This window comes from Streptomyces sp. R35, assembly GCF_041053035.1.
GTDB classification, from domain to species: domain Bacteria; phylum Actinomycetota; class Actinomycetes; order Streptomycetales; family Streptomycetaceae; genus Streptomyces; species Streptomyces lutosisoli.
The window spans coordinates 9,006,797-9,033,382 of record NZ_CP163440.1 but is presented as its reverse complement, the minus strand read 5'-3'; the positions used below and the strand labels follow the sequence as shown (position 1 = coordinate 9,033,382).

The 26,586-nt window shown below is 68.6% G+C and carries 18 protein-coding genes and 5 pseudogenes; 17 read left to right on the top strand and 6 right to left on the bottom strand.

Annotation, left to right across the window (positions count from 1 at the left end):
- Window positions 1-287: 287 nt before the first annotated feature.
- The 4 genes and pseudogenes from AB5J50_RS40635 to AB5J50_RS40620 all read left to right on the top strand — a co-directional run bounded on the left by AB5J50_RS40635 (window position 288) and on the right by AB5J50_RS40620 (window position 5,054).
- Window positions 288-989, top strand: coding sequence for an SDR family oxidoreductase (locus AB5J50_RS40635; RefSeq protein WP_369263643.1), 702 nt, complete (start codon window positions 288-290; stop codon window positions 987-989).
- A 30-nt stretch (window positions 990-1,019) separates the two neighbouring features.
- Window positions 1,020-2,054: an alpha/beta fold hydrolase gene (locus AB5J50_RS40630; RefSeq protein ID WP_369263642.1), complete on the top strand. Its 1,035-nt coding sequence runs from the start codon at window positions 1,020-1,022 to the stop codon at window positions 2,052-2,054.
- A 294-nt stretch (window positions 2,055-2,348) separates the two neighbouring features.
- Window positions 2,349-3,323 carry an NmrA family NAD(P)-binding protein gene (locus tag AB5J50_RS40625; RefSeq protein WP_261691482.1) on the top strand — a complete coding sequence of 325 codons (975 nt, stop codon included), beginning with the start codon at window positions 2,349-2,351 and terminating at the stop codon, window positions 3,321-3,323.
- A gap of 727 nt (window positions 3,324-4,050) precedes the next feature.
- Window positions 4,051-5,054: pseudogene (locus tag AB5J50_RS40620) on the top strand (IS5 family transposase).
- Between the two features lie 67 nt (window positions 5,055-5,121).
- Here the strand turns inward: AB5J50_RS40620 and AB5J50_RS40615 are convergent.
- A complete protein-coding gene (locus tag AB5J50_RS40615) occupies window positions 5,122-7,392 on the bottom strand; it encodes an MMPL family transporter (protein ID WP_369263641.1) in 2,271 nt (756 codons plus the stop codon).
- Between the two features lie 175 nt (window positions 7,393-7,567).
- On the opposite strand from AB5J50_RS40615, the gene AB5J50_RS40610 reads away from it, so the two are divergent.
- From AB5J50_RS40610 to AB5J50_RS40600, 3 genes are all read left to right on the top strand, one after another.
- The gene (locus tag AB5J50_RS40610; RefSeq protein ID WP_369263640.1) at window positions 7,568-8,740 is read left to right on the top strand and encodes a sensor histidine kinase; all 1,173 of its coding nucleotides are present in this window, start codon (window positions 7,568-7,570) and stop codon (window positions 8,738-8,740) included.
- The gene (locus AB5J50_RS40605; RefSeq protein WP_147977719.1) at window positions 8,715-9,377 is read left to right on the top strand and encodes a response regulator transcription factor; all 663 of its coding nucleotides are present in this window, start codon (window positions 8,715-8,717) and stop codon (window positions 9,375-9,377) included. The genes AB5J50_RS40610 and AB5J50_RS40605 overlap by 26 nt, the downstream gene beginning before the upstream one ends.
- A 304-nt stretch (window positions 9,378-9,681) precedes the next feature.
- Complete coding sequence (locus AB5J50_RS40600; protein ID WP_369263639.1) at window positions 9,682-10,902, top strand: metallophosphoesterase; 1,221 nt, start codon at window positions 9,682-9,684, stop codon at window positions 10,900-10,902.
- Window positions 10,903-11,770: 868 nt separating this feature from the next.
- On the opposite strand, the gene AB5J50_RS40595 is transcribed toward AB5J50_RS40600, so the two are convergent.
- Entirely contained in the window at window positions 11,771-13,318 is a 1,548-nt protein-coding gene (locus tag AB5J50_RS40595) for a Z1 domain-containing protein (protein WP_369265652.1), read from the bottom strand.
- A gap of 400 nt (window positions 13,319-13,718) precedes the next feature.
- On the opposite strand from AB5J50_RS40595, the pseudogene AB5J50_RS40590 reads away from it, so the two are divergent.
- Window positions 13,719-14,126, top strand: a pseudogene (locus AB5J50_RS40590) (TraM recognition domain-containing protein); the annotation flags it as partial.
- Between the two features lie 158 nt (window positions 14,127-14,284).
- Here AB5J50_RS40590 and AB5J50_RS40585 read toward each other — a convergent pair.
- A complete protein-coding gene (locus AB5J50_RS40585; RefSeq protein ID WP_369263638.1) occupies window positions 14,285-14,602 on the bottom strand; it encodes an MFS transporter in 318 nt (105 codons plus the stop codon).
- Window positions 14,603-14,768: 166 nt separating this feature from the next.
- On the opposite strand from AB5J50_RS40585, the gene AB5J50_RS40580 reads away from it, so the two are divergent.
- Window positions 14,769-15,410 carry a TetR/AcrR family transcriptional regulator gene (locus AB5J50_RS40580; RefSeq protein WP_369263637.1) on the top strand — a complete coding sequence of 214 codons (642 nt, stop codon included), beginning with the start codon at window positions 14,769-14,771 and terminating at the stop codon, window positions 15,408-15,410.
- Between the two features lie 30 nt (window positions 15,411-15,440).
- Here AB5J50_RS40580 and AB5J50_RS40575 read toward each other — a convergent pair whose 3' ends face one another.
- Window positions 15,441-16,067, bottom strand: coding sequence for a TetR/AcrR family transcriptional regulator (locus AB5J50_RS40575; protein ID WP_369263636.1), 627 nt, complete (start codon window positions 16,065-16,067; stop codon window positions 15,441-15,443).
- 110 nt (window positions 16,068-16,177) lie between these two features.
- Here AB5J50_RS40575 and AB5J50_RS40570 point away from each other — a divergent pair, with 110 nt between their 5' ends.
- From AB5J50_RS40570 to AB5J50_RS40540, 7 genes and pseudogenes are all read left to right on the top strand, one after another.
- Entirely contained in the window at window positions 16,178-17,599 is a 1,422-nt protein-coding gene (locus AB5J50_RS40570) for an MFS transporter (protein WP_369263635.1), read from the top strand.
- Between the two features lie 159 nt (window positions 17,600-17,758).
- On the top strand, window positions 17,759-18,634 hold the full coding sequence (locus AB5J50_RS40565; protein ID WP_369263634.1) for an NmrA family NAD(P)-binding protein: 876 nt from the start codon (window positions 17,759-17,761) through the stop codon (window positions 18,632-18,634).
- Between the two features lie 14 nt (window positions 18,635-18,648).
- On the top strand, window positions 18,649-19,479 hold the full coding sequence (locus AB5J50_RS40560) for an oxidoreductase (protein ID WP_369263633.1): 831 nt from the start codon (window positions 18,649-18,651) through the stop codon (window positions 19,477-19,479).
- A gap of 13 nt (window positions 19,480-19,492) precedes the next feature.
- Window positions 19,493-20,356: a cyclopropane-fatty-acyl-phospholipid synthase family protein gene (locus AB5J50_RS40555; protein WP_369263632.1), complete on the top strand. Its 864-nt coding sequence runs from the start codon at window positions 19,493-19,495 to the stop codon at window positions 20,354-20,356.
- Window positions 20,357-20,404: 48 nt separating this feature from the next.
- Window positions 20,405-20,747, top strand: a pseudogene (locus tag AB5J50_RS40550) (ArsR/SmtB family transcription factor); the annotation flags it as partial.
- Window positions 20,662-20,934 (top strand): annotated as a pseudogene (locus AB5J50_RS40545) (DUF317 domain-containing protein); the annotation flags it as partial. The pseudogenes AB5J50_RS40550 and AB5J50_RS40545, both read left to right, overlap by 86 nt.
- A gap of 3 nt (window positions 20,935-20,937) precedes the next feature.
- The gene (locus AB5J50_RS40540) at window positions 20,938-21,378 is read left to right on the top strand and encodes a DUF317 domain-containing protein (protein ID WP_369263631.1); all 441 of its coding nucleotides are present in this window, start codon (window positions 20,938-20,940) and stop codon (window positions 21,376-21,378) included.
- A gap of 76 nt (window positions 21,379-21,454) precedes the next feature.
- On the opposite strand, the gene AB5J50_RS40535 is transcribed toward AB5J50_RS40540, so the two are convergent.
- Complete coding sequence (locus AB5J50_RS40535) at window positions 21,455-21,757, bottom strand: hypothetical protein (RefSeq protein WP_369263630.1); 303 nt, start codon at window positions 21,755-21,757, stop codon at window positions 21,455-21,457.
- A gap of 73 nt (window positions 21,758-21,830) precedes the next feature.
- Between AB5J50_RS40535 and AB5J50_RS40530 the strand changes: the two are divergent.
- Window positions 21,831-22,384 (top strand): annotated as a pseudogene (locus AB5J50_RS40530) (IS5 family transposase); the annotation flags it as partial.
- A 194-nt stretch (window positions 22,385-22,578) separates the two neighbouring features.
- Here the strand turns inward: AB5J50_RS40530 and AB5J50_RS40525 are convergent.
- The gene (locus tag AB5J50_RS40525) at window positions 22,579-26,574 is read right to left on the bottom strand and encodes a CHAT domain-containing protein (protein WP_369263629.1); all 3,996 of its coding nucleotides are present in this window, start codon (window positions 26,572-26,574) and stop codon (window positions 22,579-22,581) included.
- Window positions 26,575-26,586 lie beyond the last annotated feature (12 nt).

Below are 26,586 nucleotides of genomic sequence, written 5' to 3'. Positions count from 1 at the left end.
ATACCGAGCCGTACGGCACGCCACTCCTCACGTCACCCCGCTGAACTCCGCCTGGGCCCAGCCAGGCCACGTCGATCACTGGCAGGCTCGCGGCTTCACCGGCCTGCGACGGGCGAGTACGGACTTCGCCGATGGAAACGAGGCCAGCCCCTGAAGCCTGAGCTCCGCCCGACTCCACCTCGACCCCGCGTGCCGTAGTCATCCGGTGCTCAACCCGACTTGCATGACGAAACCGATCGGTTTACGGTGGTGAAAACCGATCGGTTTTATCCTTCGTGGAGGTAGTCATGACAGCAATCAAGGGCGCCAACGTCTTCGTCACCGGAGGCAGCCGTGGCATCGGCAAGATGCTGGTCGAGGAGCTCTACGCGCGCGGGGCCGGCAAGGTCTACGCCACGGCCCGTGACCCGCGCACGGTGACCCACCCCGATGCCGTTCCGCTGGCGCTCGAGGCCACTGACCCGGCATCTGTGGCGGCGGCGGCCGAGCAGGCCCAGGACGTCACCATTCTGATCAACAACGCCGGCGCATCCGTCCGCGCTTCGTACCTCGACTCCCCGATGGAGGACGTGCGCCGGGATCTGGAGACCAACTTCTACGGGCCGCTGCTGGTCACCCGGGCCTTCGTGCCGGTCATCGAGCGCAACGGCGGAGGTCACCTCCTCAACGCCCACTCCGCCCTGTCCTGGCTGGCCGACGGCTCGCCCTACGGCGCCTCCAAGGCCGCCCTGTGGTCGCAGACCAACTCCCTGCGCCTGGAGCTGCAGCCGCGCGGCATAGCGGTGACCGGGCTCCACATGGCCTACGTGGACACCGACATGACCTCGGGCGTCGACGCACCCAAGGCCGACCCCCGCGACATCGCCGTGGCCGCACTCGACGGCATCGAGGCAGGGGCGCACGAGGTGCTGGCCGACGACACCACCCGCTGGGTCAAGTCCCAGCTGTCCTCCGACCTGGAAGCCATGTACGCCCAGCTGAAGAAGTAGCACGCACTCACGCACTTCAAGGAGCTCCTCGTGGAAAGTCCGCTCACCCACCGCTTCGTCGACGTGAACGGGGTCAGGCTGCACATCGCCGAGCAGGGGCAAGGGCCGCTGGTCCTGCTGCTGCACGGCTGGCCGGAGAGCTGGTACTCCTGGCGTCACCAGTTCGGGGCGCTGGCGGCGGCCGGGTACCGGGTCGTCGCCCCCGACCAGCGCGGCTACGCCCGCAGCGAGCAGCCGCCGGACGTGGCGTCGTACACCCTGCTCCACCTCGTCGGCGACGTGATCGCCCTGATCGAGGAGCTCGGGGAGGAGCAGGCGGTCGTCGTGGGCCACGACTGGGGTGCACCCGTCGCCTGGACCGCGGCGATGCTGCGCCCGGACAAGGTTCGCGCGGTGGCCGGGCTCAGCATTCCGCCCATCCTGCCCGGCGGGTTGGTCCCGCCCTCGATCACTCGTGCCCAGTACGGCGAGGGCTTCTACCAGGTGTACTTCCAGCAACCGGGAGTCGCCGACGCGGAGTTCGCCAAGGACATCCCCGACGCCTTGCGCCGCCTCCTGGTCGGTGCCTCGGGTGACAACCCGCTCGGCAGCGAACCCCGCCCGTTGGTCATACCCGACGGTCTGGGCCTCCTGGACACCATGCCGGAGTCGCCGGCTCTCCCGGACTGGCTGACGGAGGCGGACATTCAGGTGTACGCCGAGGACTTCGCCCTGCACGGCGAGCGGGCGTTCACCGGAGCCTTCAACTGGTACCGGAACATCGAACGCAACAACGAACTGCTCGCGCCGTTCCGGGGACGCGGTATCGACGTCCCCGCGCTGTACGTGGTGGGAGACCGCGACATGGTCACCTCATTGCGCGGCCCGGACGGGGGCCCTTCGCTGGGCGAAATGTTCCGTGGCGAGGGCGGGTCGGACAACCCGCTGACCGCTATCGCGCCTCAACTGCACGACCTGGTGGTGCTGCCGGGCTGCGGGCACTGGACACAGCAGGAACGTCCCGCCGAGGTCAACGCCGCACTCCTCGACTTCCTCGCCCACATCGACGGCCCCGCACCCCGATGACCCTCCGCCGAATCCGCCTGGCCGGCACCGTCCGGACACAGCAGAGCCCACGGCTCACGCGCAGGCGGCCATCGAGCCGGGCGACTGGAAATCCTCCGCGGCCCGGGAGTCCTGATTGAGACCCTGGCCTGCGTTCAGGAAGTGCTTCGAGCGGACCTCCGTACGCCGTGCAAGGCGCTACTCGCACCTCAAGCAGCCCAAAACGGTCGCCGACACCCACTGTCGGCCCCGGCTTTGTGAACAACCGACTCACTGACTCGCTGACTCACCCCCGACCAGACAGAGGACACATTGATGCCAGAGCGCAATCCCATCCTGATCACCGGTGCCGCCGGCGAAATCGGTGGTGTGAGCCGAACGATGGTCGACATGCTGCTCGAACAAGGGCACCCGGTGCGCGCGTTCGTGCGCCAGGACGACGAACGCGCGCATTCGCTCCGCCAGGCCGGGGCCGAGGTGTTCGTCGGGGACCTGCTCACCATCGCCGACGTGAGCGCCGCGCTGAAGGGCGTCCGGCGCATCTACTTCAGCATGAGCCTGTCGCCGTACTACACCGACGCCGTCAGCCTGATGGCCGCGGCGGCGCGGGCCCAGGGCGATATCGAGGTTTTCGTCAACATGTCCGAGTACGAGCAGTCGTTCATGACGTTCGAGAAGTTGACCGCGCCGGAGGAAGAGCGGCGTGCGTGGCTGGGCGGACTCGTCGCGAACTGGTCGCCGCAGCAGCGGGCCCACTGGGTCGCCGAGCAGGTGCTGGAGTGGTCCGGCCTCCCGGCCGTCAACGTACGGGCGGCCATGTTCGTCGAGAACCCCCTGATGACCTGGCTGGCGCTGGAGCCGCTGAGCCGCGGTGAACTGCGGCTGCCTTTCGGCGACCACCGGCTCGCTCCCATCGCGGGTTACGACGTGGCGGAGGTGTGCGCGAAGATCCTGGCCGACCCGGCGCCGCACATCTCGAAGTCCTACGAACTGAACGGTCCGGAAGCGAAGGACATGCACGGGTTCGCGGAGGACTTCGCGGCCGTGCTGGGACGCCCGGTCACCTACGTTCCCGAAGACGTCGAAACCTGGAACGAGACCTACGTGGACACCGCCCTGGCCGCGATCCCGCACACTGCGGAGCACCTGAAGACCCTGACCCGGCTTATGGGCGGCGGCGGCTACCGCGGCACCACCGACCAGCTGGAGACCCTGCTCGGACGCCCGCCGAAGACCGTGCGCTGGGCCCTGGAGAACCATCCGCGCATCCAGAAGCTCGCGTCTGCCTGAGCCACTGAGCAGCCCAGAGCAGCAACATGACGCCACATCGGAGTCCTCATGCGGAGGACTCCGATGTGGCGCGGGCCCCGGTCCAGCGTGACGCGGCCCGGCTGAAGTCCTGGTGATACCCCGAAGGTCCCGGTGCCGCCCGAACAAGTGCCGTCAAACTGTGCCCGAGTGCTCAAGGCCCACGGCGGGCTCGCGCCCGAATCGGTCGCGGAGCTGTGAGAACCCGCTTCCACATACCATCGACGGCCTCGCGCGCAGCGTGTGCGGGCGCCCCGCCCGTTCCCGGCCGCACCCGGGCCCGCAGGCATCTGATGTACCGCCAGGACGAGCGTCACGGTATCCCGGGGCCCATCCCGCCGCCATCCTCCATAAAGCCGCACCCATGAGGGCCGGGGTTGTCAAGGCGCGTAAGGGCCTGTCCCCGGTGTGAGGCGGGCCCCCGCCGGGGTGGGCAGTCTTGTGAAAGGGGCGGGATGCCGGATGTGGTTCCCCAGGATGTGGTCGGGCGGAGACGACTCACACACACCCATTCGGCGCGGGCTGGTGGGCGGGCACCATGACCTTGGTCCGGGGCCGGACTGCTCATTCAGGTCAACGAGTGCGGCGGGGCCGTCTCATGCGGTTTTGCGAGCTCGGGACCACCTGGTCGACTAGGGCGCGTATCGAGTCGTGATCAATTTGCGGGATGTGCCTTCGTGGCACGGTCCGGTCCGATAGACGGTCTTACGTGACGCGAGTGCAACTGGCCGATCCGGATTGGGAGTTCATCGAGCCGTACCTGCCGATCGGCGAGTACGGCCCGTACCCCGAGCGACTGCGGCAGCAGTTCGAGGGCGTGATCTGGCGGTTCAAGACGGGCGGGCAGCGGCGGGAGATGCCGACGGAGTTCGGCGCCTGGTCGACCGTCCACAACCGCTTCCGGCAGTGGCGTGACGCCGGCGTCTTCGAGGCCCTGCTGGAGGGCCTGATCACGGAAGCCGCGAAGCGGGGTGAGGTGGACCTATCCCTGGTCAGCATCGACTCCACCACCGCCCGAGCCCACCACGACGCGGCCGGGATGCACCTCGACGAGGACGTCGTCACCGCCCTGGAGAAAGCCGCGGCCGAGGAGGAGAAGGCCAGGTCAAAGGGGGCGGCCTCGAAGAGCAAAACGGGCAAGAGACCAAAAGTGATCCCGCGCTGGAAGAACGACGACGCATCCGGCGTCGGCGGAAACTCCGGCTGAAGGCCGCCCTCCTCGGACGTTCCAGAGGCGGGCAGACCAGCAAGGTCCACCTCGCCGCCGACCGCAAGTGCCGCCCGCTGGCGTTCATCCTGACCACAGGCCAGGCAGCGGACAGCCCGCAGTTCATCCCCGTCCTGAAGAAGGTACGGGTACGCGGGCCCGTCGGCCGACCCCGCATCCGGCCGGACGCGGTCGCCGGGGACAAGGCGTACTCGTCCCGCGGAAACCGCGCCCACCTGCGCAAACGCCGTATCAAGGCGGTCATCCCGGAGAAGAAGGACCAGGCCGCCAACCGGAAGAAGAAGGGCTCCAGAGGTGGCCGACCCGTCAGCCACGACGCCGATCTCTAGAGGGAGCGGAACACCGTCGAACGCCTGATCAACAAGCTCAAAGCATGGCGAGGCATCGCCACCCGATACGACAAGACTCCCGACAGCTACCTCGCCGGTCTCCACCTGCGCGCCTCGATGATCTGGATCAAGGACCTCACCAGGACCACCCGATGATCACGACTCGATATGCCCCTAGGTGACGCGCTGAGGTGCCGGACGCCAAGGGCGGGCAGGAGTTGAGTCAACGGTCAACCAGCCGTGGACGCGGGGCCTCACCCGTGGGTTCCGCGTCGGTGTCGTCGGTGCCGACCGGGCCGCGGGGAAGCATCCGGTCCAGCCACTTCGGCAGCCACCAGTTGGTCCGGCCGAGGAGTGTCATGGTCGCCGGTACCAGCACCATGCGTACGACCGTGGCGTCGATGAAGATCGCGGTGGCCAGGCCGAGCCCGAACATTTTGGTGGAGGGGTCCTCGGCGACGGCGAAGGACAGGAAGACCGCCACCATGATGAGGGCGGCCGAGGTGATGATCCGGGCGGTGCGCGAGACGCCCTCAACGATCGCCGTGCCGTTGTCGCCGGTGCGCAGGTACTCCTCGCGTACGCGGGAGAGGAGGAACACCTCGTAGTCCATCGACAGGCCGAACAGGATGGCGAAGAGGAACATCGGGATGAACGACACGATCGGAACCGTCGCTTCCAGCCCGATGAGTGCGCCTCCCCAGCCCCACTGGAAGACCGCGACCATGATGCCGTAGGCCGCGCCGATGCTCAGCAGATTCAGCAGTACCGCCTTGAGCGGTACGAGTATCGAGCGGAAGACCAGCATCAGCAGCAGGAACGACATCGCCAGCACGGCGGCGACGAACACCGGCAGGCGTTGGCTGGTGCGTTGGCCCACATCGGACAGGCTCGCGGCGGCGCCGCCGACGTGGGCCCTGGCCGGGCCGTGCCCGATCGCCGTGGGCAGCACGTCGGTGCGCAGCCGGGCGATGGTGTCGGCCGTGGCCTTGTCCTGAGGGCTGGTGGTCGGGAACACCACGAGGGTCGCGATGCCGGTGGCCCGATCGATGTGCGTCGGCGCGACGGATGCGATGCCCGGATCCGCCGCCACCGTTGCGACGAGTCGGTCCAGCACTCCCGGATCACCGGCGGGGTCCGCGGCGATGACGAGGGGACCGTTGGTGCCCGGGCCGAACCCCTCGGCGACGAGGTCATAGGCGCGGCGCTCGGTACGGCTGTGGGGCAGTGAGCCGTCGTCGGGCAGGCCGACGCGCAGGCCGAGCACGGGCAGCGTCGCGGTCAGCAGCAGCCCCGCCGCGCCGACCGCGTACGGCACCGGGTGCCGGCTGACGTGCCCGATCCAGCGACGCCACCCGGCGGCGTGGGCGGCGCCTGCCGCCGGGTCCCGCCGCCGTGCGAGTCGGCCCAGCTTCCTGGTCTGCAGAGCCCGGCCGATCCGGCCGGCCCGGGCCAGGCGTGGGCCGGCGGCGCCGAGGAAGGCCGGCAGCAGCGTCACCGACGCGACCACCATGGTCAGAACGACGATCGAGACGGCGAGCCCGCCCACCGTCATGAACGGTACGTTCGCGACCGCCAGGCCGAGGATCGATACGACGACGGTGCCGCCGGCGAAGACCACGGGCCTCCCCGCCGTTGCCACCGCTCGCCCCGCCGCCTCGCGGGGATCGAGCCCGCGCGCGAGGTACTCCCGGTGCCTGGCGAGCACGAACAGCGCGTAGTCGATGCCCACTCCGAGCCCGACCATGCTGCCCAGGACCGGTGCGAAGGTGGGGACCTCTGTCACCCCCGCCAGTACCGTCATCGTGGCGACCCCGACGGTCAGCCCGAAGACCGCCATGCCGATCGGCAGCGCGGCGGCGACGAGCGAACCGAACGCCAGGAACAGGATCGCGGCCGCGGCGAGGAGGCCGATCAGCTCGCTCGCGCCGCCGTCGGGGTCGGAGAAGACGTAGAAGAGGTTCCCGCCCATCTCGATGCGCAGCGGCAGCTCGGCGCGCAGCCGGTCGCCGAGATCGACGAGGGCGTCGAGGTCTTCGGCCGACAGCCGGCTCTGGTCGGGGTACTGCACCCGGACGACCGCGATCCGCCCGTCGGCCGAAACGAGGCCGCCGCGCACGGCGGTGTCCCCGCCCGCGTCGAGCGCCCCCGCCGGGTCGCTCGTGCCGAGCACGTGCGGCAGCCGCTTCACCTCGGCCCGCAGCCGCGTGAGAGCGGTGCGCGCGCCGTCGTCGTCGAAGAACGTCGCACCGTCGTCGAGGGGGGTGACGACCACTTGGGCGGTCATCCCCTCCTGGCCGGTGCCTGCCCGCTCGATCAGTTCCGCGGCCCGTCGGGAGTCCAGTCCCGGAGCGGTCATCGAGTCCGCGGTCCGCCCGCCGAAGGCGACGGCGGCGAGGACGGCGAGCGTGGCGGCGATCAGCCATGCCGCGATCACCCGCCAGGGATGGCGGGCGGCGCTTGCGCCCAGGCGCAACAGGGCTTTCGAGAGCATCGGGTCCTCCAACCACCTCGTCGGCCGTCCTTGTACGGCCGCCGATGCCGAGGCTCGTCGCCACGGCGCTCCGCGGCATCGGCCCGCGGGCCGCGGATCCCTCGGCCCCGGGGCGGAGTGACGACCCGTCCTTTCGGCTGATGCGCGGCACGCCGCGGTCCCTAGGCTGAGAACCGTGCTCCGAGACGACCTGCGAACCCTGTGGACCGAACCCCGGCCGCCCGACGCGCCCGCCCGGGTGCGGCGGGACTGGGCGCTGCTCGCCGCGGGCCTTGCCGGTGTGGCGCTGGAGGCCACCCTGCGCGAGAACGTCGTGTGGCGGCCGGTGGCGGTGGTGTTCGCCGTATGGCTGTGCCTGCTGCCCCTGTGGCGCCGGACCCGCCCGCTGGCGATGGTGACGTTGGCGTTCGGCTCGGTGATCCTGCTTCAGGTGGCCTCGCTCGTCGCCGCACCGCGCGAGCCCGTCGGCCTGTACACCGGCGCGGTCGTGCTCGTGCTGGTGTACGCGCTGCCCCGGTGGGGATCGGGACGCGAGATCGTGCTGGGCGGCGCGGTGATCCTCGCGGCCAGCGCGCTGTGTTCCGTCACGGACGAGACCCCGGTCGTCGAAAATGTCGTGGGCTTCGTCTTCCTGCTGCTGCCCGGCGTGGTCGGGGCTGCCGTGCGGTTCCGGGTGACCGCTCGCGAGCGGCAGTTGGAGCAGGTGCGCTCCCGCGAGCGCGAGCAGCTCGCCCGGGAACTGCACGACACGGTGGCCCACCACGTGTCGGCCATGGTGATCATCGCCCAGGCGGGCCGGGTGCTCGCGGGCACCGACCCGTCCGCCGCCGTCGAGGCGCTGGAGGGGGTCGAGGAGGAAGGGGCGCGCACGCTGGAGGAAATGCGCGCCATGGTCGCCGCGCTGCGCGACCGCGGGGTCGGCGCCGAGCTGGCGCCCCCTGCAGGTGTCGCGGATCTGGAGCGCCTGGTGCGCACCCCGGGTGGTCGCCTCAGGGTCGACCTGGGGCTCGACGGCGAACTGGACGCGCTGCCCCCGGCCGTGGACGCGGCCGTCTACCGGATCGTGCAGGAGTCGGTGACCAACGCGCTGCGCCATGCGGTCGACGCGACCGAGCTCGTCGTTCGGGTCGCCGCGGAACGGCACACGGTACGGGTGAGCGTGCGCGACAACGGCCGGCGCACCGGCCGGGGTCGCGACGGATACGGACTTACCGGACTGCGCGAGCGCGCGACCCTGCTCGGCGGCACACTACGAGCCGGCCCGGGTACCGACCGGGGCTGGCATGTCGAAGCCGAACTGCCGAGAGCGAGGAGCGAGAGCGGTGTCCATTCGCGTCCTCGTCGCTGACGACCAGACGATCATCCGCACCGGGTTGCGGATCATGCTGAACGCCCAGCCCGGCATCGAGGTGGTCGGCGAGGCCGCCGACGGGCGGGAAGCGGTACGTCTGGCCCGCGAACTACGCCCCGACGTCTGCCTGTTCGACATCCGCATGCCCGTACTCGACGGGCTCGAGGCCACCCGGCTGGTCGCCGGCCCGGGCGTCGCCGACCCGCTGGCCGTGGTCGTCATCACCACGTTCGACCTCGACGAGTACGTCTACGGCTCACTGCGTGCCGGCGCCCGCGGATTCCTCCTCAAGGACACGGGACCGGACCTTCTGGCGCAGGCCGTACGGTCGGCGTCCGACGGTGAGGCGCTCATCGCGCCCAGCGTCACCGTCCGCCTGCTCCAGGCATTCGCGGACCTGCCCGCCGGCCGGCCCGCGGCCCAGCCGGTCTCACCCGTCACCGCCCGCGAGGAGCAGGTGCTCCTCGCCGTCGCCCGCGGGCTGACCAACACCGAGATCGCCGACGCGCTGCACATCAGCCTCAGCACGGTGAAGACGCATCTGGCCAGCCTGATGGCCAAACTCGGCGCCCGCAACCGGGTCGAGATCGCGATGTGGGCCTACGAAACGCGCCGCATCCTCCCCGGAACCTGAGCCGGGTGCCGGGCCATGTCCCATGAGTCCCCGCCCGGACATCAGTGCACCGGTCGGCTCACGTCGGCTCCACGTGCCTCACCCGCCCCAGAGCGTGACGTACCAGGAAGCCGGAACTGGGACGGTGAGACACCCGATACGACAAGACTCCCGACAGCTACCTCGCCAGTCTCCACCTGCACGCCTCGATGATCTGGATCAAAGACCTCATCAGGACCACCCGATGATCACGACTCGATACGCGCCCTAGGACGACCGGATACAGTGCGCGCGTCGGCAGTCTGGTTACTTGAGGAGGAGAAGCGTGACCGCCACCAGCGAGGCCCGATCCGCGGACGGTGCAGCGCATGCGCCCCAGCAGAGCCGACTGCGTCGCCTGATGCGCTACATCCCTTTGATCGCCCCCGTCCTGCTGTGGACCGTGCCCTGCTGGGTGCTCCTGCACGCCGGCCAGCACTGGCCGCTCCCCGTGACGCTGGGCGGCACCGCCCTGTTCGTCCTCGGTCTGATCGCTATGCCGCTCGCGATGGTGCGCGGCCACGGCCGGCGGCAGCAGGACCGGGCGGCGATCGTCGGAGACACCCTGCTTGGGGCCAGCTGGGTGCTGTTCACCTGGTCCGTCCTGCTCGGCGTCCTGCTGCGCCTCGCCCTGACCGTGGCCGGCGTGGGCGACGGTCAGAACCAGGCCCGGATCGTCACTTGGGCGGTCCTCGGCGTAGCCGCCGTGCTGCTCGCCTGGGGGTACGCCGAGGCCCGCCGGGTGCCACGAGTTCGGCAGCTCGACGTACAACTCCCGCGGCTGGGAGCCGGGTTGGACGGCACGCGCGTCGTCCTCATCACCGACACTCACTACGGCCCGCTCGACCGCGCCCGCTGGTCGGCGCGGGTCTGCGCGAAGGTCAACACCCTGGAGGCCGACCTGGTCTGCCACACCGGCGACATCGCGGACGGCACGGCCGAACGCCGCCGCGCCCAGGCCGCTCCGCTCGGCACCGTGCGAGCCACCCGGGCCCGGGTCTACGTCACCGGCAACCACGAGTACTACAGCGAGGCCCAGGGCTGGGTCGACCTGATGGACGAGCTGGGCTGGGAGCCGCTGCGCAACCGTCATCTGCTGCTCGAACGCGGCGGCGACACCCTCGTGGTCGCCGGCGTCGATGACGTCACCGCCGAATCCTCCGGCCTCGCCGGCCACCGCGCCCACCTCGCCGGAGCCCTGAACGGCGCCGACCCCGACCTGCCCGTCCTGCTCCTGGCCCACCAGCCCAAGTTCGTCGACCGGGCCGCAGCAGGCGGCATCGACCTCCAACTCTCGGGCCACACCCACGGCGGCCAGATCTGGCCCTTCCACCACCTCGTCCGCATCGACCAGCCCACCCTCGCCGGCCTCAGCCGCCACGGCACCCGCACCCTCCTCTACACCAGCCGCGGCACCGGTTTCTGGGGCCCGCCGTTCCGCGTCTTCGCCCCCAGCGAGATCACCCTGCTCATACTCCGCTCCCCACAGCGGCCTCCCACGCCGTAACACGGAGCGGGCCGGCCATCCCTCATGGACCGGTTCACCGAGTCGAAGCCTGCCTCGTCTTCTCATGCGCGGACGCCGCCGGTCGGCCATCTCATCCCAGAACGCTGTATCGAGTGCTGGGCAGTACGGAATCGTTCGGCCACCGGTCTTCAAGGCGCTTCACCAAGTCGACGCTGAACGTCTTGACTGTGATGCCCGGATGACCTCTGCTCGGTCCGTTCGCACCAGTGCCGCGCACCGCGCAGAACGGTGATGGACTTGATCGCCATGCGGAGGATTCCGGCCGCTGCGCCAATGCCGCCGATCGATCCGAGGGCCCCTATGAGCTGCCCCCTGCCACCCCGTGTCCGCAGGTCATTTGGTCTGACGTCAGTGAAGCGCGGCGACAGAGCATGATCGCAAGGGAGGAAATTATTGGAGGGTATTTTTCGGTACAAAAACGAGCGAGGGTGGCAACGCTGCCGCTGCTACTGTCCCCTCCATGATGATCAGGGGGAGAATCACCAGTGCACTCACCCCTGCAGCCGCCCACGAATGAGCAAATTAAGGAGTCTGCGCAGACTCGCCTCGACCGCTCGCTCCTGGACGGCCTCGGCGAACGCGCCAGAGCGATCCTGAAGAGCTGGCGGGTCCTGCGGAAGCTCCGTTGGAGGTTCAAGGGGCTTCGCATCCTCGTCCCTGTTGAACCATCCGTCAGGTTGGAAGAGGCTCACTGCCGAACAAGCGCTCCCAGCCGAAGGCTCCTCCCCTGCCTGACTCTGACGTCGTTCGGCGGGTCCTGGCGCGAAGGATCTTCCCCGGGGGCGGAGACGGCAGGCCGCTGACCGCGGACCGTCGGGACTGCCTGAACCACATAAAGCGCTTTCGCCTACCTGTCGATGATGGGGCGATCGGGCAACGAGGAGTCTTTGACGCGGAATCGGACCAGAGGAGGTTGCGGAGTCGCTTCGTCCTTCGAGTCGCCAGGCGGGAGCAGGGTGAAGGCAAGAGAGACCTGGGACGGGTCGACCGGTGTGCCGGACAGGTACGCGGTGTGTTGGTAGGCGTCACCCGCCTCCAGGACCGGGTAGAGCAATGCGATCCCCCTGCGATCCGGAAGGCTCGCACGAAGAGCCCGGGCGGCCAGGCGATGTGCGGGGCCGCTGATGGCGCCGAAGAGCGGCCCCCTACGCCGACTGCGGACGAAGAGGGAGAGCTCCGGGGACCCCAGCACAGATCCGGCCCGGCGCTGCGGCGGAGCTAGCTGGGGGGCGAGGATGAGCCAATCCTCGATGCTTGCCCCCGTCGTGCTTGCGGTCTGCAGATAGGCGAGGTGCGGTGCAAAATTGCCCGGGGCCAGCCACTCCAGCCTGCTGAGCACCTCAAGGAACTGCGTGTGTCCGATGACAGTCGTGTACGCGGAGAAGGAGGTCTCCTGCCGGCTGCCGTCGGCCGGCACGGAGACGGGGACCAGGGGGCTCTGGAAGGTGCCAAGGATCGCGCGCCACCGCTCCGTGTTTCGGCGCTTCGCGCCGATGTCCAGGGGGTAGCCCGACGGTTCGATCCAGCTCCCCGGTGACCGGACCTCCACGAGTTCGGCGTTGTACATCTTGGTGGGACTCGTCGGCTTGAGCCAGGGCAGGTACTGGGCCACCAATGGCGGGAGTTGCGCCGGAGTGATCATCGGCTTGCCGTCCACCAGGTGTGCGTAGTCGGCGAGTTGAGACCGGAACTCCTCCTCATCGCGGCACATCGTTGCGAACGCCTCGTAGAGATCGATCTCTTTGTTCCCAGCAGTTTCACCGCGACTGATGTAGAGCCGGACCAGGTCGGCATAGCCTTCGCGGAAGCCGAACCAGCGGCCCATCTGCATCAGGGTGTCCGCCTGTGAGGCGGCACGGCGGTAGTAGCTGATGGTGAGGCCCTCGACAGTGAAGCCTCGGGCGAGCTTGGCGCCCCCGACTAGGATCTTCCATACGGGGCGCTGGTCGAAGTCCACGCTGGCGCGCTCAATATCCCTGTCACCGTTCACGATGATCACAGGCTTCTCTAAGCCGTCGGCGATGCGAGCACGTGCGGCATCGATATACGGGATCAGCTCGTCGAACGAGACAGGGCGTGCGAGGTCTTCGGCCCGGTGGGCGGATACGGGGGCAAAGTCCAGGTCGTAGAGCGCCCTCAACCGATGAAGCGCCTCAGCCTCGAGTGGGCCGGAGACGTACCAGAGCTTAAGGAGACGATCCATGAGCTCGCGGTGGTCGGCGATGCGCACGGACTCGTGGACCAGCATAGTGTGGTGACGGTAAGCGACACTTCTCGGGTCGAGGGCTTCGCGGTACAGCTTGATGGCGCCCGACAGGACAAAGGCATCGAGGACCTGTTGCAGAGAGGAGTCGTCGCCCTGTTCGGCTTCGTGGATGGCGCGGACATGGGCCATCTCCTGGGAGTTGGCGACCGTTCGCTCCGCAGGAGGAATGGCAGAGTCCACGTCGTGGAAGTCGCGCGCCCCCATGTACCCAGCCGGGCGGGGCAACGAGAGCACGAAGTCCCTTGGGAAGACATCCTCCGCATCGTGCGGATCAATGAGGACATTGGCGAACGGCGTAGCCGTATACGCAACGTACTGGGCTCGGGGAAGCAGGCCAAGCAGTTTAGAGAGGAGTCCGTTGATGGCGCTGCGCTCACGGCCTTCACGTTGATTCCCAGGGTGCAACGTATTGACCGATCCGTGGTCGGACTCGTCGTCCACGATCAGTGCCGGAATCTCCTGCAACTGGGCACCGAGTCTGCGCAAGTCCCTGATAACCGACCCGAGCACGGCCTTGTTCTTCTTGACCAAAGTCTGGGGCGACGCCGGCATGGACGCCATGTGGAGCGCCTCCACGATCAAGGTCATCGGGTCCGGAATCGACGACCCGGACTTCGCCGACAAGCTCAGCCGTCTGATCGGTGACCACGACGTCGAGACCACTTCCACCTCGACCTCCGAGTCCGGCAAGTCCACGTCCGTCAGCATGCGGCAAGAACGCATCCTGGCCGCCGACGCCATCCGCGCCCTGCCCAAGGGCACCGCGCTTGCGTTCGCCACCGGCATGCGCGCGGCCCTGCTCGACCTGCGCCCCTGGTATCTCGAGCCCGGCGTCGGCGGACTCTCCGCCGCCTCCGCCCGCGCGTCCAAGGGCATCACCGAACGCGCCGTCGCCAATACCGCCCCGAAGCAGACCGACTTCGGCACCGCCGCCTAGTCCGCGCCCCCCTTCTCCCCACTCAACTCGCCCACGGAGGCGCTCATTCACACCTACGAGCCAGCCGACCTGGAAGACATGGAGCCGCACGAAGCCGTGGATGCCGTCATCGCCGACCTGCGCGACCACTTCCATCACCGGTGATGGAAGTGGCCTGTTCACCGCCACCCGGCACATCGGCCTGCTCTGCCATCTGGCCGCCCGCCGTTCTTGCGTCCGAAGCGGTCGGCGAGCCGCCCCGCGGGGACGAGAAGGGCGGCGAAGACGATCGCGTAGCCGTTGAGCACCCAGCTCAGGTCCGACAAAGAGGTCGAACCCAGGCCCTGCCCGATGTTCGGCAGACCGACGTTGGTGATCCATACGTCGAGTTGGCCGAGGAAACTCACCATGGACAGCACGGCGAGGATGAGAGCAGGCCGCGCGTTGGACGTGCCCCCGCCTCCCCGCTGCGCTTTCAGCGCTTTCACAGGTGCCATCTGATCTTGCGAAGACATGCGTCTTCTATCCGTTCCGTGGGCTTCGAGGGGTGCCGTGAGTGACGGGCGGCAGCTGGCGGCAGAGTTCTGGACCGCTCCGTCAAGAACCCTACGAAGTTCTGGAACGACATGCCAAGAATGCTCGCGTGGCCTGTGAACTGGCCTCATGGGACGCCCACCAGGTTTCGACCGGACCAAGGTCATGCAGGCCATCGAGCGACAGTTCCGCCGTACCGGATACGCCGGCACGAGCGTTGACGACATCGCCAAGGCGGGCGGGCTGGGCCGCGGCAGTCTCTACGCCGCTTTCGGCGGCAAGAGCGAGCTGTACTTGCAGACGCTGTCGGCCTACTGCGAGCGCAACGAGGCCGAGTGGGCGGCCGTACTCGAAGGCCCCGACGAGGCCGCGCTGGGGCGGCTGCACGCATATCTCGTGAAGTCGGCGCGGTTCGTCCATGACGACCCAGACCGGCTCGGCTGCATGGTGACCGGCTTCGTCGTCGAGGGAGTCGACCATGATCCGCAGGCCGACGAACGCGTCCGACAGGCCCTCGGGAGAATTGAGGGCTCACTGACCGAGTGCGTTCAGGCCGCACAGCGCCATGGCGACCTCGACCCCGAGGCGGATGCCCCCCAGGTCGGCCAACTGCTCATGGCGGCCAATCGCGGCATGGAAGTACTGGCCAGGGCCGGGCTCGACACGGTCGCACTGGAGCGCGTTGCCGACCAGGCATTCGAAGGGCTCCCGCTCACGGCGCGGGCTCGGTCCCGGCGGGCGCCCCGCCCAGCCGTCTCCGGCGCCTCCTGAGCGCTGCTTGCTCGAGGGTCCGCAGTGCGCTCAGCGTTCTACGGCGAATGACTCGATGTAGGCCAGGGCCCCGTACAGCGCGTCACGCAGGGGCGTGGACTCGCCGGCCGCCTGGTCCAGCAGCGCTCCGCCCTGGAACGCGGCGGCGAGCAGGTGGGCGAGCGCGGCCGGGTCGGCCTCCGGCCGCAGCTCGCCGCGCTCGCGCATCTTGCTCAGGCCGCGCTTGAACAACTCCTGCCACCGCTCGAAACCGTCGGCCACCGCGTCCCGGTGAGCGGGCTCGGCCTTGACGACCTCGGCGGCCAGGGAGCCGAACGTACACCCGCCGCGCACCATGTCCTGCGAGGCGATGTAGGAGTCGGCCCACCGGCGCAGGGCGACGAAGCTGTCCAGCTCGCCGAGCTCGGGCACCTGGTGGCGGGCGACGATGGTGTCGGCCTGCCAGGCCAGCACCGCGCGCACCAGGGACTCCTTGGTCGGGAAGTGGCGCGTCAACTGCGAGCCGCTGACCCCGGCCGCCTCGCGGATCTGCTCGTTGCTGGTGTTCTGCGCGCCGTGTTCGTAGATCAGCTCGGCGGCCGCCCTGACGATGCGTTCGCGTGTGGCCAGGCCCTTGGCGGTCAGCTTCTGAGCCAGCGCTTCGCTGGTGGTGGTCATGGTGACCATCGTACCGCAAAAAAGGGCTTGACAACCCATTCTGCGAGGTGTTCCCTGGGGGTGGATCGAAAAAGGGCTGCCAAGCCCATTTTCTTCGGGAGGCGGACAGGATGTCCACACTGACTTCGCCGCAGGCGGTAGCGGCGACACCGCGCACCGGACCGGCTCCGGCCGTCGCCGAGGCGGGTCACCCGCGGCGCTGGAGCATCATGGCGGTGCTGGGTGCCGTCGCCTTCATGGCGCAGCTCGACTTCTTCGTCGTCAACGTCGCCCTCGACGGGATCGGGAAGTCGTTCCCGGGCACGGGCGTCGCGAGCGTGTCGTGGGTTCTGTCGGCCTATGCGATCGTCTTCGCCGCCGTGCTCGTGCCCGCGGGCCGTATCGCGGACCATTGGGGACGCAAGAGAATGCTGCTGTCCGGAGTGGCGCTCTTCACCCTCACCTCCGCCGTCGCGGCCGCCGCGCCGAGTCTCGGTGTGCTGGTCGCCGCCCGGGCTGTCCAGGCCGTAGGTGCGGCGATGATCGTGCCGACCTCGCTCGGCCTGCTCTACCCGAGCTTCCCCAAGCGCCAGCACACCCTGGTCGTCGGCCTGTGGGCGGGCGTGGGCGCGATCGCGGCCTCGGCGGGCCCGCCCGTCGGCGGTCTGCTCGTCACCCTCGACTGGCGGTGGATCTTCCTGATCAACGTTCCCGTCGGCATCGCCACCCTCGTCGCCGGCGCGCTGCTGCTGCCCGAGGTGCGCCAGCCCAAGGGCGCCACTGTGCCGGACGCGGCTTCCGCCCTCGCACTGTTGCTGGCCGTGAGCCTGCTGGTGCTTGCCACCGTCCAGGGACCGGGGTGGGGCTGGACGGACATCCGCACCGTGGCCCTGTTCGTCGCAGCCGCACTGGCCGCTGCCGCGACCGTCGAGCGCACCCTGCGCGCCAAGGCACCGGTGATCGAGAAGCAGCTGTTCGCCGGCAGGCCGTTCACCGCCGCCTCCGTGGCCCTGTTCCTGTTCTCCGCCGGCTTCGCCATCGTCCTGCTCAGCACCGCCCTGTTCATGCAGGAGGTCTGGCACTTCAGCCCGCTGCGCGCCGGCGTCTCCATCGCCCCGGCCCCCCTGGCCTCGATCGCCTTCGCGATGAACGCAGGCCCCCTCCAGAGCCGCTTCGGACGCACCGTCCCCGCCGTGACCGGCACGCTGGCCATGGCACTCGCCGCCGGCTACTGGCTCACGACCGTGCACACCACCCCCGACTACTGGGGCGGCATGTTCCCGGGCCTGATCCTGGTCGGCCTGGCCGGCGGTCTGGCCCAGGCGCCGCTGTTCGCCGCCGCCGGCACCCTCGCACCCGAACGCGCCACCACCGGCAGCGCCGTACTCAACATGAGCCGTCAGATCGGCAGCGCCGTGGGGGTGGCCGTGCTCGTCGCCCTCACTCCCCAGGCCACGACCACCGGGTTCGACCACGCCTGGTGGGTCCAGGCCGGAGCCGGAATCGCCGCGGCCACCGCGCTGCTCGCCCTCCGGCCCCGCCGGACACCCTGACCACAGGGCCTCGGCCATTCGGGTCGGGCCCGCAACCACAGCCTCCTACGACGGGCATCGCACCGCCTCACTCATCTTCTGCGACACCCGCTCGAAGGACTGACGCTGGAGTCCCCGCCAGCTCACCTCTCAAGAACACAAGAAACGGAGATCACCATCATGGAACGCAAGCTCCTCGTGATCGGGGCCACCGGCAAGACCGGCGGCCACACCACCGAACTCCTGCTCCAGCGCGGACACCGCGTCCGCGCACTCGTCCGTGGCCTCGACGGGCGCGCCGAGCGGCTCGCCGCCCTCGGAGCGGACGTCGTGGAAGGCGACGTCCTCGACCTGGACTCCCTGGCCCGGGCGACCAAGGGGATCGATGCCCTGTACTTCACCTACCCGATCCGCCCCGGCCTGATGGACGCCACCGCGAACGTGGCCCAGGCGGCGGAGGAGAACGGGGTCCAGGCGATCGTGAACATGTCGCAGGTCTCCGCCCGCCGCAACACCGCCAGCAACGCGGCACGCCAGCACTGGGTCGCCGAACGCGTCCTGGACCACGCCCCGGTCCCCGTCACCCACATCCGCCCGACCTTCTTTGCCCAGTGGCTGATCGACACCTGGGCGGACGGAACCGGCGAACTGCGCCTGCCGTTCGCCGACGGACGCCACGCCCCCATCGCGGAAAGCGACCAGGCGAAGGTGATCGCGGCCATCCTGGAAGACCCCGCCCCGCACGCCGGCCAGATCTACCCGCTGTACGGAGCCGAGGAACTCAACCACTACGAGATCGCCGAGAAGATGTCGCGGGCGCTGGACCGTGACGTCACCTACGTGCCCATCGAACTCGACGAATTCGCCGCCATCCTGCACGGGCGCGGCGCGCCGGACCACCTGATCCAGCACCTGCTCGCCGTGGCCGTCGACTACCGCAACGGCGTCTTCGCCGGCACCAACGACCTGGTGAAGACGATCGGCGGCAGCGACCCCCTCGACGTCGAGACCTTCGTCGCCCAGAACCGCACCGCCTTCGACCTGCCCACTACCTGAACACGGAGAACACAATGAGCGTTTGGTTCATCACCGGATCATCCCGGGGCTTCGGCCTGGAGATCACCCGTGCCGCCCTCGCCGCCGGCCACCAGGTGGTCGCGACCGCGCGGAAGGCAGAAACCGTCCGCGAACAGTTTCCCGACGCCGGCGACGCGCTGCTCACCGCTCCGCTGGACGTGACCGACCATCAGAGCATCCAGGCGGCCGTCGACGCCGCGGTCGAGAAGTTCGGCCGGATCGACGTCCTGGTCAACAACGCCGGCACCGGCCTGCTCGCCGCCGTCGAAGAGTCCGACGACGCCGCGGTCCGCGCGGTGTACGAGACCAACGTGTTCGGCCCGCTCGCCGTCCAACGCGCCATACTGCCGGTACTGCGCCACCAGCGCTCCGGTCACGTGATCAACATCAGCTCCATCGTGGGCTTCGCCACCGCGCCGGGCTGGGGTATCTACGCCTCCACGAAGTTCGCCGTCGAAGGCTTCACCGAGACCCTCCACACCGAACTGGCGCCCTTGGGCATCCACGTGACGCTCGTGGAACCGGGCTTCTTCCGCACCGACTTCCTCGACCCCGCCAGCCTGCAGACTGGCCCCGACGCGATCGACGACTACGCGCCCACCGTCGGCGCGATGCGTGCAGCCGCCGCGAGCCTGAACCACGCCCAGCCCGGTGACCCGGTCAAGGCCGCGCGCGCCATTGTCGAGCTGACCGCCGCCCCCGAGCCGCCCCTGCGCCTCCCGCTCGGAGCCGACACCCTGCAAGCCTTCGACACCAAGTTGGACACCTTCCGCAAGGAGATGGACGCCTGGCGGCACGTCACCCTCTCCACCGATCACGACTAGGAAGGACGTTCCCGTGACCACACAACAACCGTCCGCCACAGCCCGCCATTACCGGCAAGACGACCTGCGCCGGAAGATCGACGAAGCGCTCGACCGCCTCTACCCGGGGCATACCACGCTCACCACCGACGACCTCCATGGCGTGGACGAGTTCCACACCGGCGGCCATGCGGCGACGCGAGAGCTGGCCGAACACCTGGAGCTGAGAGCGGGGCTGCGTGTCCTCGACGTGGGAAGCGGCCTGGGCGGTCCGGCCCGCCATCTGGCCCAGCACGCAGGCACCGATGTCACCGGCGTGGACCTGACCGAGGAGTACGTCGACGTCGCGCGCCGGCGCACCGATCGTGTGGGCCTCGCCGACCGGGCCCGCTTCCAGCAGGGGGACGTGACCGCACTGCCCTTTCCCCAGGCGAGCTTCGACCGGGCCTGGATGCTGCACGTGGGCATGAACATCGAGGACAAGGCCCGCCTGTTCACCGAGATCAGCCGCGTCCTGACCGACAACAGCCTCTTCATCGTGTACGACGTCATGCTCCTCAGTGATCCCACCCTCGTCAGCTACCCACTGCCGTGGGCCTCGGAGCCCGAACACAGCTTCCTGGCCCGCCCCGAGGAATACCGGTCACTGCTGCGCAAGTCCGGGTTCGACATCGTCGCCGAGCACGATCACCGCTCGCAAGCCGTCCAGTCGCTTCGTGACGCGGGCGACGCGCACCACCAGAACAGCACGCCGCACAACCCTGCGGGCGGGGACACGCCTCCGGCCCCGATCAGCGTAGCCATGGGCACCGACGCATCGACCAAGATCGCAAAGGCGCTCCAGAACATCGAGGAAGGTCTCCTTGCTCCGACCGAGATGATCTGCCGTCTCCGCTGATCTCAGGAAGACCGCCCTGGATCGGTGTCTGCCGCACCATCGTCCGTTCGTCTTTGAGTCGTCGCCGGCCCAAAGCAGGAGGGGCCGTGCACGGCCGGTGAGCTGGCCGACGCGGTGGACATGAAACAGTCCGCCTGCGCCCACCCAGCTGCGACTGCTGCGCAACCTCAGCCTGGTCACCGGCGAGCGTCGGGGCCGCTCCGTCATCTACAGCCTGTACGACAACCACCTCGCCGAGCTCCTCGAACAGGCCCTCTATCACGTGGAGCACCTGCGACTCAGCCTGCACGACACTCCCGCCGACACTGACATGGTGGCTGCCGCGACCGCGAAAGAACTGGGCCCTGGGTCGGTCGCGCAGGCCAACGGCGGCTCAACACGCAGAACTTGACAGGGAACGCACCTGGGACGACAACAGCACCGTCGCCAACCACGAATCACTCGCTCTCCGGGCTCTCTTCGACCACGAGGCCCAAGGACGCGATACCAAATGGACGCTCGCGGCGTACGAGACACCGGTCAGCGAGCGGCTCTGGCACGCCACCGCCACCGCCGTCACCCCCGCCGAGATCGTGCTCGCCATGCTCAACTCCTCAGCCGGCGAGTCAGCATGGGGCCCGGCCGCCAGCCTCACGGAGACCACCATCACGCAGGCGACGCGCCCGCTCGCCGACGCGGGCTGGCAGCAGATCATCGAAGGCCGCTATATCCGCTGGGAAGCTCCCGGCGAAGAAGCCGCAGGCATCCAGTTCAACGCCTTCGCCGCAGGACAGCGCCCCGGCAGCGCTCTGCCCACCTGGACGGTGTGGGGCGGCAACGCCGTCCACCAGCCCACCTGGGCCCTGGAACTGTCCGCGCACTTCCCGGCACCCCTCCTCCAGGACATCGCCTTCGAACTCGCCGAAGGTCAAGGCGTACGGACCGTTCGACCGACGCCTCCGGAAGGCCCGGCACTGCGCACGATCCAGGCCGGCGTAGCGCCCGCGCTACCGGCACCCCTCCGCTCAAGGCGGGGCCGGTGACTGCCCACCCTGGCGAGGTGACGACGTCCTGGATCGGTTTGGGAGTCTTCACAGCTAGGGCGCGTTGCGAAAGTAGTCAGGCCGGACGCCTGATACGGCGCAGCCCCTGGATGGCTTCGCCCAAGTCGGAGCTGTAGGAGGCCCAGCAGATGACCGATCCGTCGGATTCGAGCTGTCCCATGTACCAGTCGTCGTCAGCTCGTACGAGGCACAGGTCGTGGAAGGGCAGGATGACGTCGGGCCGGAGCAAGACGTAGTCCGCGCGGCCGTGCTCCTCAGCCACGACGATTCGTTCGAGAGGCAGCAGGGCGGCTTCAGGATCCCCTGATGCGGAGCGCACCCGCTCGATCGTCCAACCGTCGGGCAGCCCATCGTTCACCACCGCATGATCGCAGCCAGAGGCGTCTTAAGACGCCATTTCAGTTGGTGTGATCTTGCGGCAGTCTGGGGCGATGACTGCTGCGCTTGTCGAGCGGATGGCGCCGGAGGACCTGTGCAAGCTGTTTCAGCGGGTGGTCCCACCCGCTCCGGAACGACCGCAGGGCGGGGGACGGCGCCGACGAGGTGACCGCGAGGTATTGGCCGCGATCATCTTCGTGGCCACCTCGGGATGTACCTGGAACCAACTGCCTCCTGGCTTCGGGCTGTCGGGGGTGACCGCCTTTCGCTGGTTCACCGAGTGGACCGAGGCTCGGGTGTGGGCCAAGCTCCACCGCCTGGTCCTGGACGAACTCGGTTCCCGCGGCGACCTGGATTGGTCGCGGTGCGCGATCGACTCCGTCAGCGTCCGTGCCCTCAAAGGGGGCAACTGACGGGACCGAATCCGACCGACCGCGGCAAGAACGGATCGAAAATCCACCTGATCGTCGACCGCCGGGGCCTGCCCCTGTCGATCGGCATCTCCGCCGCGAACCTCCACGACAGCCAGGCTCTCATCCCGCTGGTCCGCGGCATACCGCCCATCCGCTCCCGTCGCGGCCGCAGACGCCGACGGCCTGGGAAACTGACGAGTGTCCACAGCCCCCTTCACGGCTACTTGCACAGTATCGAGGCTCCAACTGCCGAAGTCGGTGGTCCCGTCTGCTGGCGTGGCATGTTGAGGGTCACCGGTGATCTCGTTCTCGAAGCTACGCAGCGACTCCCGTGCTCGAGACGGAGTTGCCGGGATTCCAGTCCGATCGAGTGAAGGCGGCCCGTCGATCAGGCTCCTGCGTGGAGGTAGGCAGCCCAAAGTGACGGAGTGTGGACCCGAGTGAGGCCGCCGGGAAGGCCATGACCATCTCGAACGGCACGAACAGCGTGCTGGAGGGCTTCGGCGGCGCGACTGGTGTCCAGGGCGCCGCTATCGGTGGCGAGCCGAGTGTAGAAGGTGTCAGCAATGGTGACGGCGGTCTGATCATCGATCTCCCACAAGGTTCCGATCACATGCGGAAAGCCGGCCAGTTGGAATGCAGAGGTGAGATGAATGGCCTCGTCGAGCAGGTTCTCCGCACCGATCGCTGCGGTGCGGCAGGCGGACAGATAGGCCAGTTGCGCGTGGTCGAGACGGACCGGGGCGAGAGCCGCCACAGTGAGCGGTTCCTTTTCGTGATCGTGAAGAAGCAGCAGGCTCTTCGACGGGTCGGTGGGGTCACTCGCGGCGTGGCATGCGAAGTGTGCGATCGAACAGGTGGGCAGGTGCGCCAGGACGTTGGCTTTGGTGGGTAGCGTGGCTGGGACGTCAGCGGGGCTTCGGTCGCGTTCGGGTTCATGCAACAGGACGGGATCCGTCAAGTGGTGGCGCAGTTTCTCCACTTCGGCCAGGACGTGGCTCAACCGATCACGATCAGGGAGCCCAGGGGTGGTCGGCATCGCCACGATGAGAGCGTCGGCGGGTGAGGCTGGCGTTGGAAGGACTTGGCGGGTGTATGCAAGTGCGCGCACGGTCGGGGTATAGGACGAGATGACCCGATCTAGGACGGTGCGCCGTCCCGGGCGGTCGGCCGGGTCGGTGTGGTAGCCGGCGGCATGGACGGGCAGCAACCCCAGCAACCCTCCCGGCGCCCACCACACCCTGGGCCAGATCGCCAGCGGCGGAGGTTGAGAGTCGTGGCCCAGTGCGGTCAGGACCGGTTCGACGGCGGTGTCCCACAACCATTCCAGGATCCGGGACAGCGTGCCCTGTGCCTCGCGCCGCGAGGCTCCGGTTTTTCCGAGAACCGCGGTACTCAAGGCTTGATGGAATGCGTTGATGCGGTCGATCAGGGTGATGTAGCGGAGGCCGGGCAAGGGCACAGCGGTGACGCCTGTCTCGGTGAGTAGCAGGGCGTCGCTGCCGTAGCCACTGATGTTGAAGACCACAACCGGACCGTGGGCCGACTGAGCTACCAGTTCGTCCATCGCGGGAGGCAGCCCGAAAGAGGCGAACTCGTCATGCGCGCGGATCTCGGCCAGGACAGAGGCGAATTCTCGGGCCAACCGACGCCGGTCCCGCACGAGTAGGTCTTCGCCGTCCAGTTGGGTGCCCGGGCTCCCACCCACTACAGCAACGGGAACCGAGTTCTCCGGCTGGTCGAGCCGGTCGCGCAGGGCGACGAACCGCGCGGCCAGGTTGGGATGCTTACGGTGGAGATCAGTAAGGTCGCTGCGGGTATCGAATGCTTGACTCAATAGCACCGCTCGGCCTGTCTCCAGCAACTGCAAAGCTCTGGCCGCACGCTCCTGCCCGACGCCCCTTGCATCGGCCAGGGTCAGCGCGGCGGCATCACCGACCAAACCGGCATAGACACCGAGCTCATGCTGCTGATCCGCGCGTACCAGCTGACGCGAGGCCACCTCGGGCAGCAACAGCACCGCCGCTTGCAACACATCCGCTGCCTTTGCGCGCCCTTCGTCTGACTGGGCCAGCATGTGCGCTGCTGCTCGGGCCGCACGCAGGCGGGCCGAAGGTGCCGCCGACGACTCCCACGCGTCCGTGTATGCAGACGCCGCCGCATTGAGGTCCGCTTGACGTCCGGTGGACTCGAACCGAGTTCGTAAGGCGGCACCCAGCATGTTGAGCCACCTGGCTCGATCAGGGTGGTTGACCAGGGTGGTTTCGACCGCCTCCCGGCCGAGGCGGATCGCCTCGTCCAGATCCGCCCGGTCCCCGACACGCTCGAACCGCATCCGCAGGGCGGCACCCAAGTTGGACATCCATCTCGCCCGATACGAATGGTGCTCCGGTGTGCCGGCGACCCCTTCCCGGGTGGTCTGGATCGCCTCCTCCAGATCCGCTTGATCACCGACGAGTTCGTACCGCACCTGTAGGGCGGCACCGAGGTTGTTCAGCCACCCCGCGTGGTCGGGGTGGCTGGTCGGGGTGGCCGCGACCGCCTCCCGGCCGACAACGATCGCCTCGTCCAGATCCGCCTGGTCCCCGATGCGCCCGAACCGAGCCCGCAGCACCAGTCCCAGGTTGGACAGCAGCCCTGCGCGCAGAGGGTGGTCGGCCGGAACGGCTGCGACCGCCTCCCGGCTGACCTGGATCGCCTGCTCGAGGTCCGCCCGGTCGCCGACGCGCTCAAACCGCATCCGCAAGGCGGCAGCCAGGTTCGACAGCCATCCCGCCCGATTGGGGTGGTCGGCCGGGGTGGTTTCGACCGCCTCCCGGCCGAGGCGGATCGCCTCGTCCAGATCCGCCTGGTCCCCTACACGCTCGAACCGGGTCCACAAGGTGGCAGCCAGGTTCGACAGCCATCCCGCCCGGTTGGGGTGGTCGGCCGGTACGAGTTCGACGGCTTTCCGGCCGGCATGGATCGCCTCTTCCAGGTCCGCCTGTACTTCTGTGACCTGGAATTGCAACAGCAGTGCGAGTCCCAGGTTGGACAAGCACGTTGCCCGGTCCGGATGGTCGGCCGGGACGGTCGCCACGCCGGCCCGGATGATGTCGATTGACTCCTCCAGGTCCCCCTGTTCCCCGGTGCTTTCGAACCGATTCCGCAAGGCAGCGCTCAAGTTGGACAGGTATTTGGCTCGGTGAGGATCGTCGGCCGGGGCAGCCGCGATCGCCTCCCTGCCGATGAGAATCGCCTCGTCCAGATCCGCCCGGGCTCCTGTGCGCTCGAACCGGGTCAGCAGCGCACCACACAGGTTGCTCAGCCAACCCGCGACATCGGAGGAATCGGCCGGGGCGGCCTTGGCAGCCTCCCTGCCTACGAGAATCGCCTCGTCCAGGTCCGCCTGTCCCCCAGTACGCCCGAACCGCGACCACAGCGCGACACTCAGATTGGACAGGCGGTACGCCGATTCGGCATGGCCGGCAGGAGTGGCCGCGGCTGCCGCCCGGCAGGCAGCGATCGCCTCTTCCAGATCCCGCTGCTCACCGGTGCGACCGTACCGAAGCTGCAGCACGAGGCCCAGGCTGCCCAGGTGGTCCGCTTGTTCGGGATGACCGTCGGGTGTGGCCGCGGCTGCCTCCTGGCAGGCAAGGATGGCCTCGTCCAGGTCCCTCTGCTCGCCCAGGAGATGGAACCGGTCCAGCAACGCGATTCCCAGATTGTTCAGGCGCCCCGCTCGGTTGGGATGATCGGGGGAGGTGGCTACGACAGCAATCCTGCGGAGCTGAACCGCCACGTCCAGATCCGCCTGGTCCCCCGTGTGCTTGAACCGGATCTGCAAGGCAGTGCCCAGGTTGGACATCCGGCCGGCCCGGTCGGGGTGTTCAGGCGGACTGGCGTGCAACAAGCGCTGCCACAGATCCACGGCAGCAAAGGTCGAGGCCGGCTCCGGCGAGGCAAGTGCCTGTTCAAGCAGACGCAATGCAGTCGGTTCGGCTGCATCGGCGAGAGTCGGCAGCAGCGTTTCGGGCAGGACTCCGACACCAGTCATGAAACACGGTGTCAAAAACTCGACAGCCGCCTCCAGGTTCACCTGGTGATCGCTCTCGGGAAGCTCCAGACAGCGGACAAAGTACAACCAACCAAGGCTGTGCCACACATCAAGCTGATCCGCTTCGTCCTGCCATGTGAACCCGGCCAGCCGTCGTGCCTCCGTCAACGCCTCTGGTTCCACCGCTGCGGAGAGATCCCCCTCGTTGATGCGCTGCAGCCGCGTCTGAATCGCGCTCAGGGCGAGCGCCCGCGCTCGCACCTCCCTTGACCTTCTCACGCAAAGTGATGCTAGTAGCACAATCAGTGGGAAGAAGGTGTGTTTTCCCGATACGGTTTCCATACTCATCTCGGAGGACCC

What these genes read in the sequence shown, in the direction of transcription:
- AB5J50_RS40635 (WP_369263643.1), top strand. Translation starts at nt 288, where the DNA reads ATGACAGCAATCAAGGGCGCCAACGTCTTCGTCACCGGAGGCAGCCGT.
- AB5J50_RS40625 (WP_261691482.1), top strand. Translation starts at nt 2,349, where the DNA reads ATGCCAGAGCGCAATCCCATCCTGATCACCGGTGCCGCCGGCGAAATC.
- AB5J50_RS40615 (WP_369263641.1), bottom strand. Translation starts at nt 7,392, where the DNA reads ATGCTCTCGAAAGCCCTGTTGCGCCTGGGCGCAAGCGCCGCCCGCCAT.
- AB5J50_RS40595 (WP_369265652.1), bottom strand. Translation starts at nt 13,318, where the DNA reads ATGGCCCATGTCCGCGCCATCCACGAAGCCGAACAGGGCGACGACTCC.
- AB5J50_RS40585 (WP_369263638.1), bottom strand. Translation starts at nt 14,602, where the DNA reads ATGGCACCTGTGAAAGCGCTGAAAGCGCAGCGGGGAGGCGGGGGCACG.
- AB5J50_RS40580 (WP_369263637.1), top strand. Translation starts at nt 14,769, where the DNA reads ATGGGACGCCCACCAGGTTTCGACCGGACCAAGGTCATGCAGGCCATC.
- AB5J50_RS40575 (WP_369263636.1), bottom strand. Translation starts at nt 16,067, where the DNA reads ATGACCACCACCAGCGAAGCGCTGGCTCAGAAGCTGACCGCCAAGGGC.
- AB5J50_RS40570 (WP_369263635.1), top strand. Translation starts at nt 16,178, where the DNA reads ATGTCCACACTGACTTCGCCGCAGGCGGTAGCGGCGACACCGCGCACC.
- AB5J50_RS40565 (WP_369263634.1), top strand. Translation starts at nt 17,759, where the DNA reads ATGGAACGCAAGCTCCTCGTGATCGGGGCCACCGGCAAGACCGGCGGC.
- AB5J50_RS40560 (WP_369263633.1), top strand. Translation starts at nt 18,649, where the DNA reads ATGAGCGTTTGGTTCATCACCGGATCATCCCGGGGCTTCGGCCTGGAG.
- AB5J50_RS40540 (WP_369263631.1), top strand. Translation starts at nt 20,938, where the DNA reads ATGCTCAACTCCTCAGCCGGCGAGTCAGCATGGGGCCCGGCCGCCAGC.
- AB5J50_RS40525 (WP_369263629.1), bottom strand. Translation starts at nt 26,574, where the DNA reads ATGAGTATGGAAACCGTATCGGGAAAACACACCTTCTTCCCACTGATT.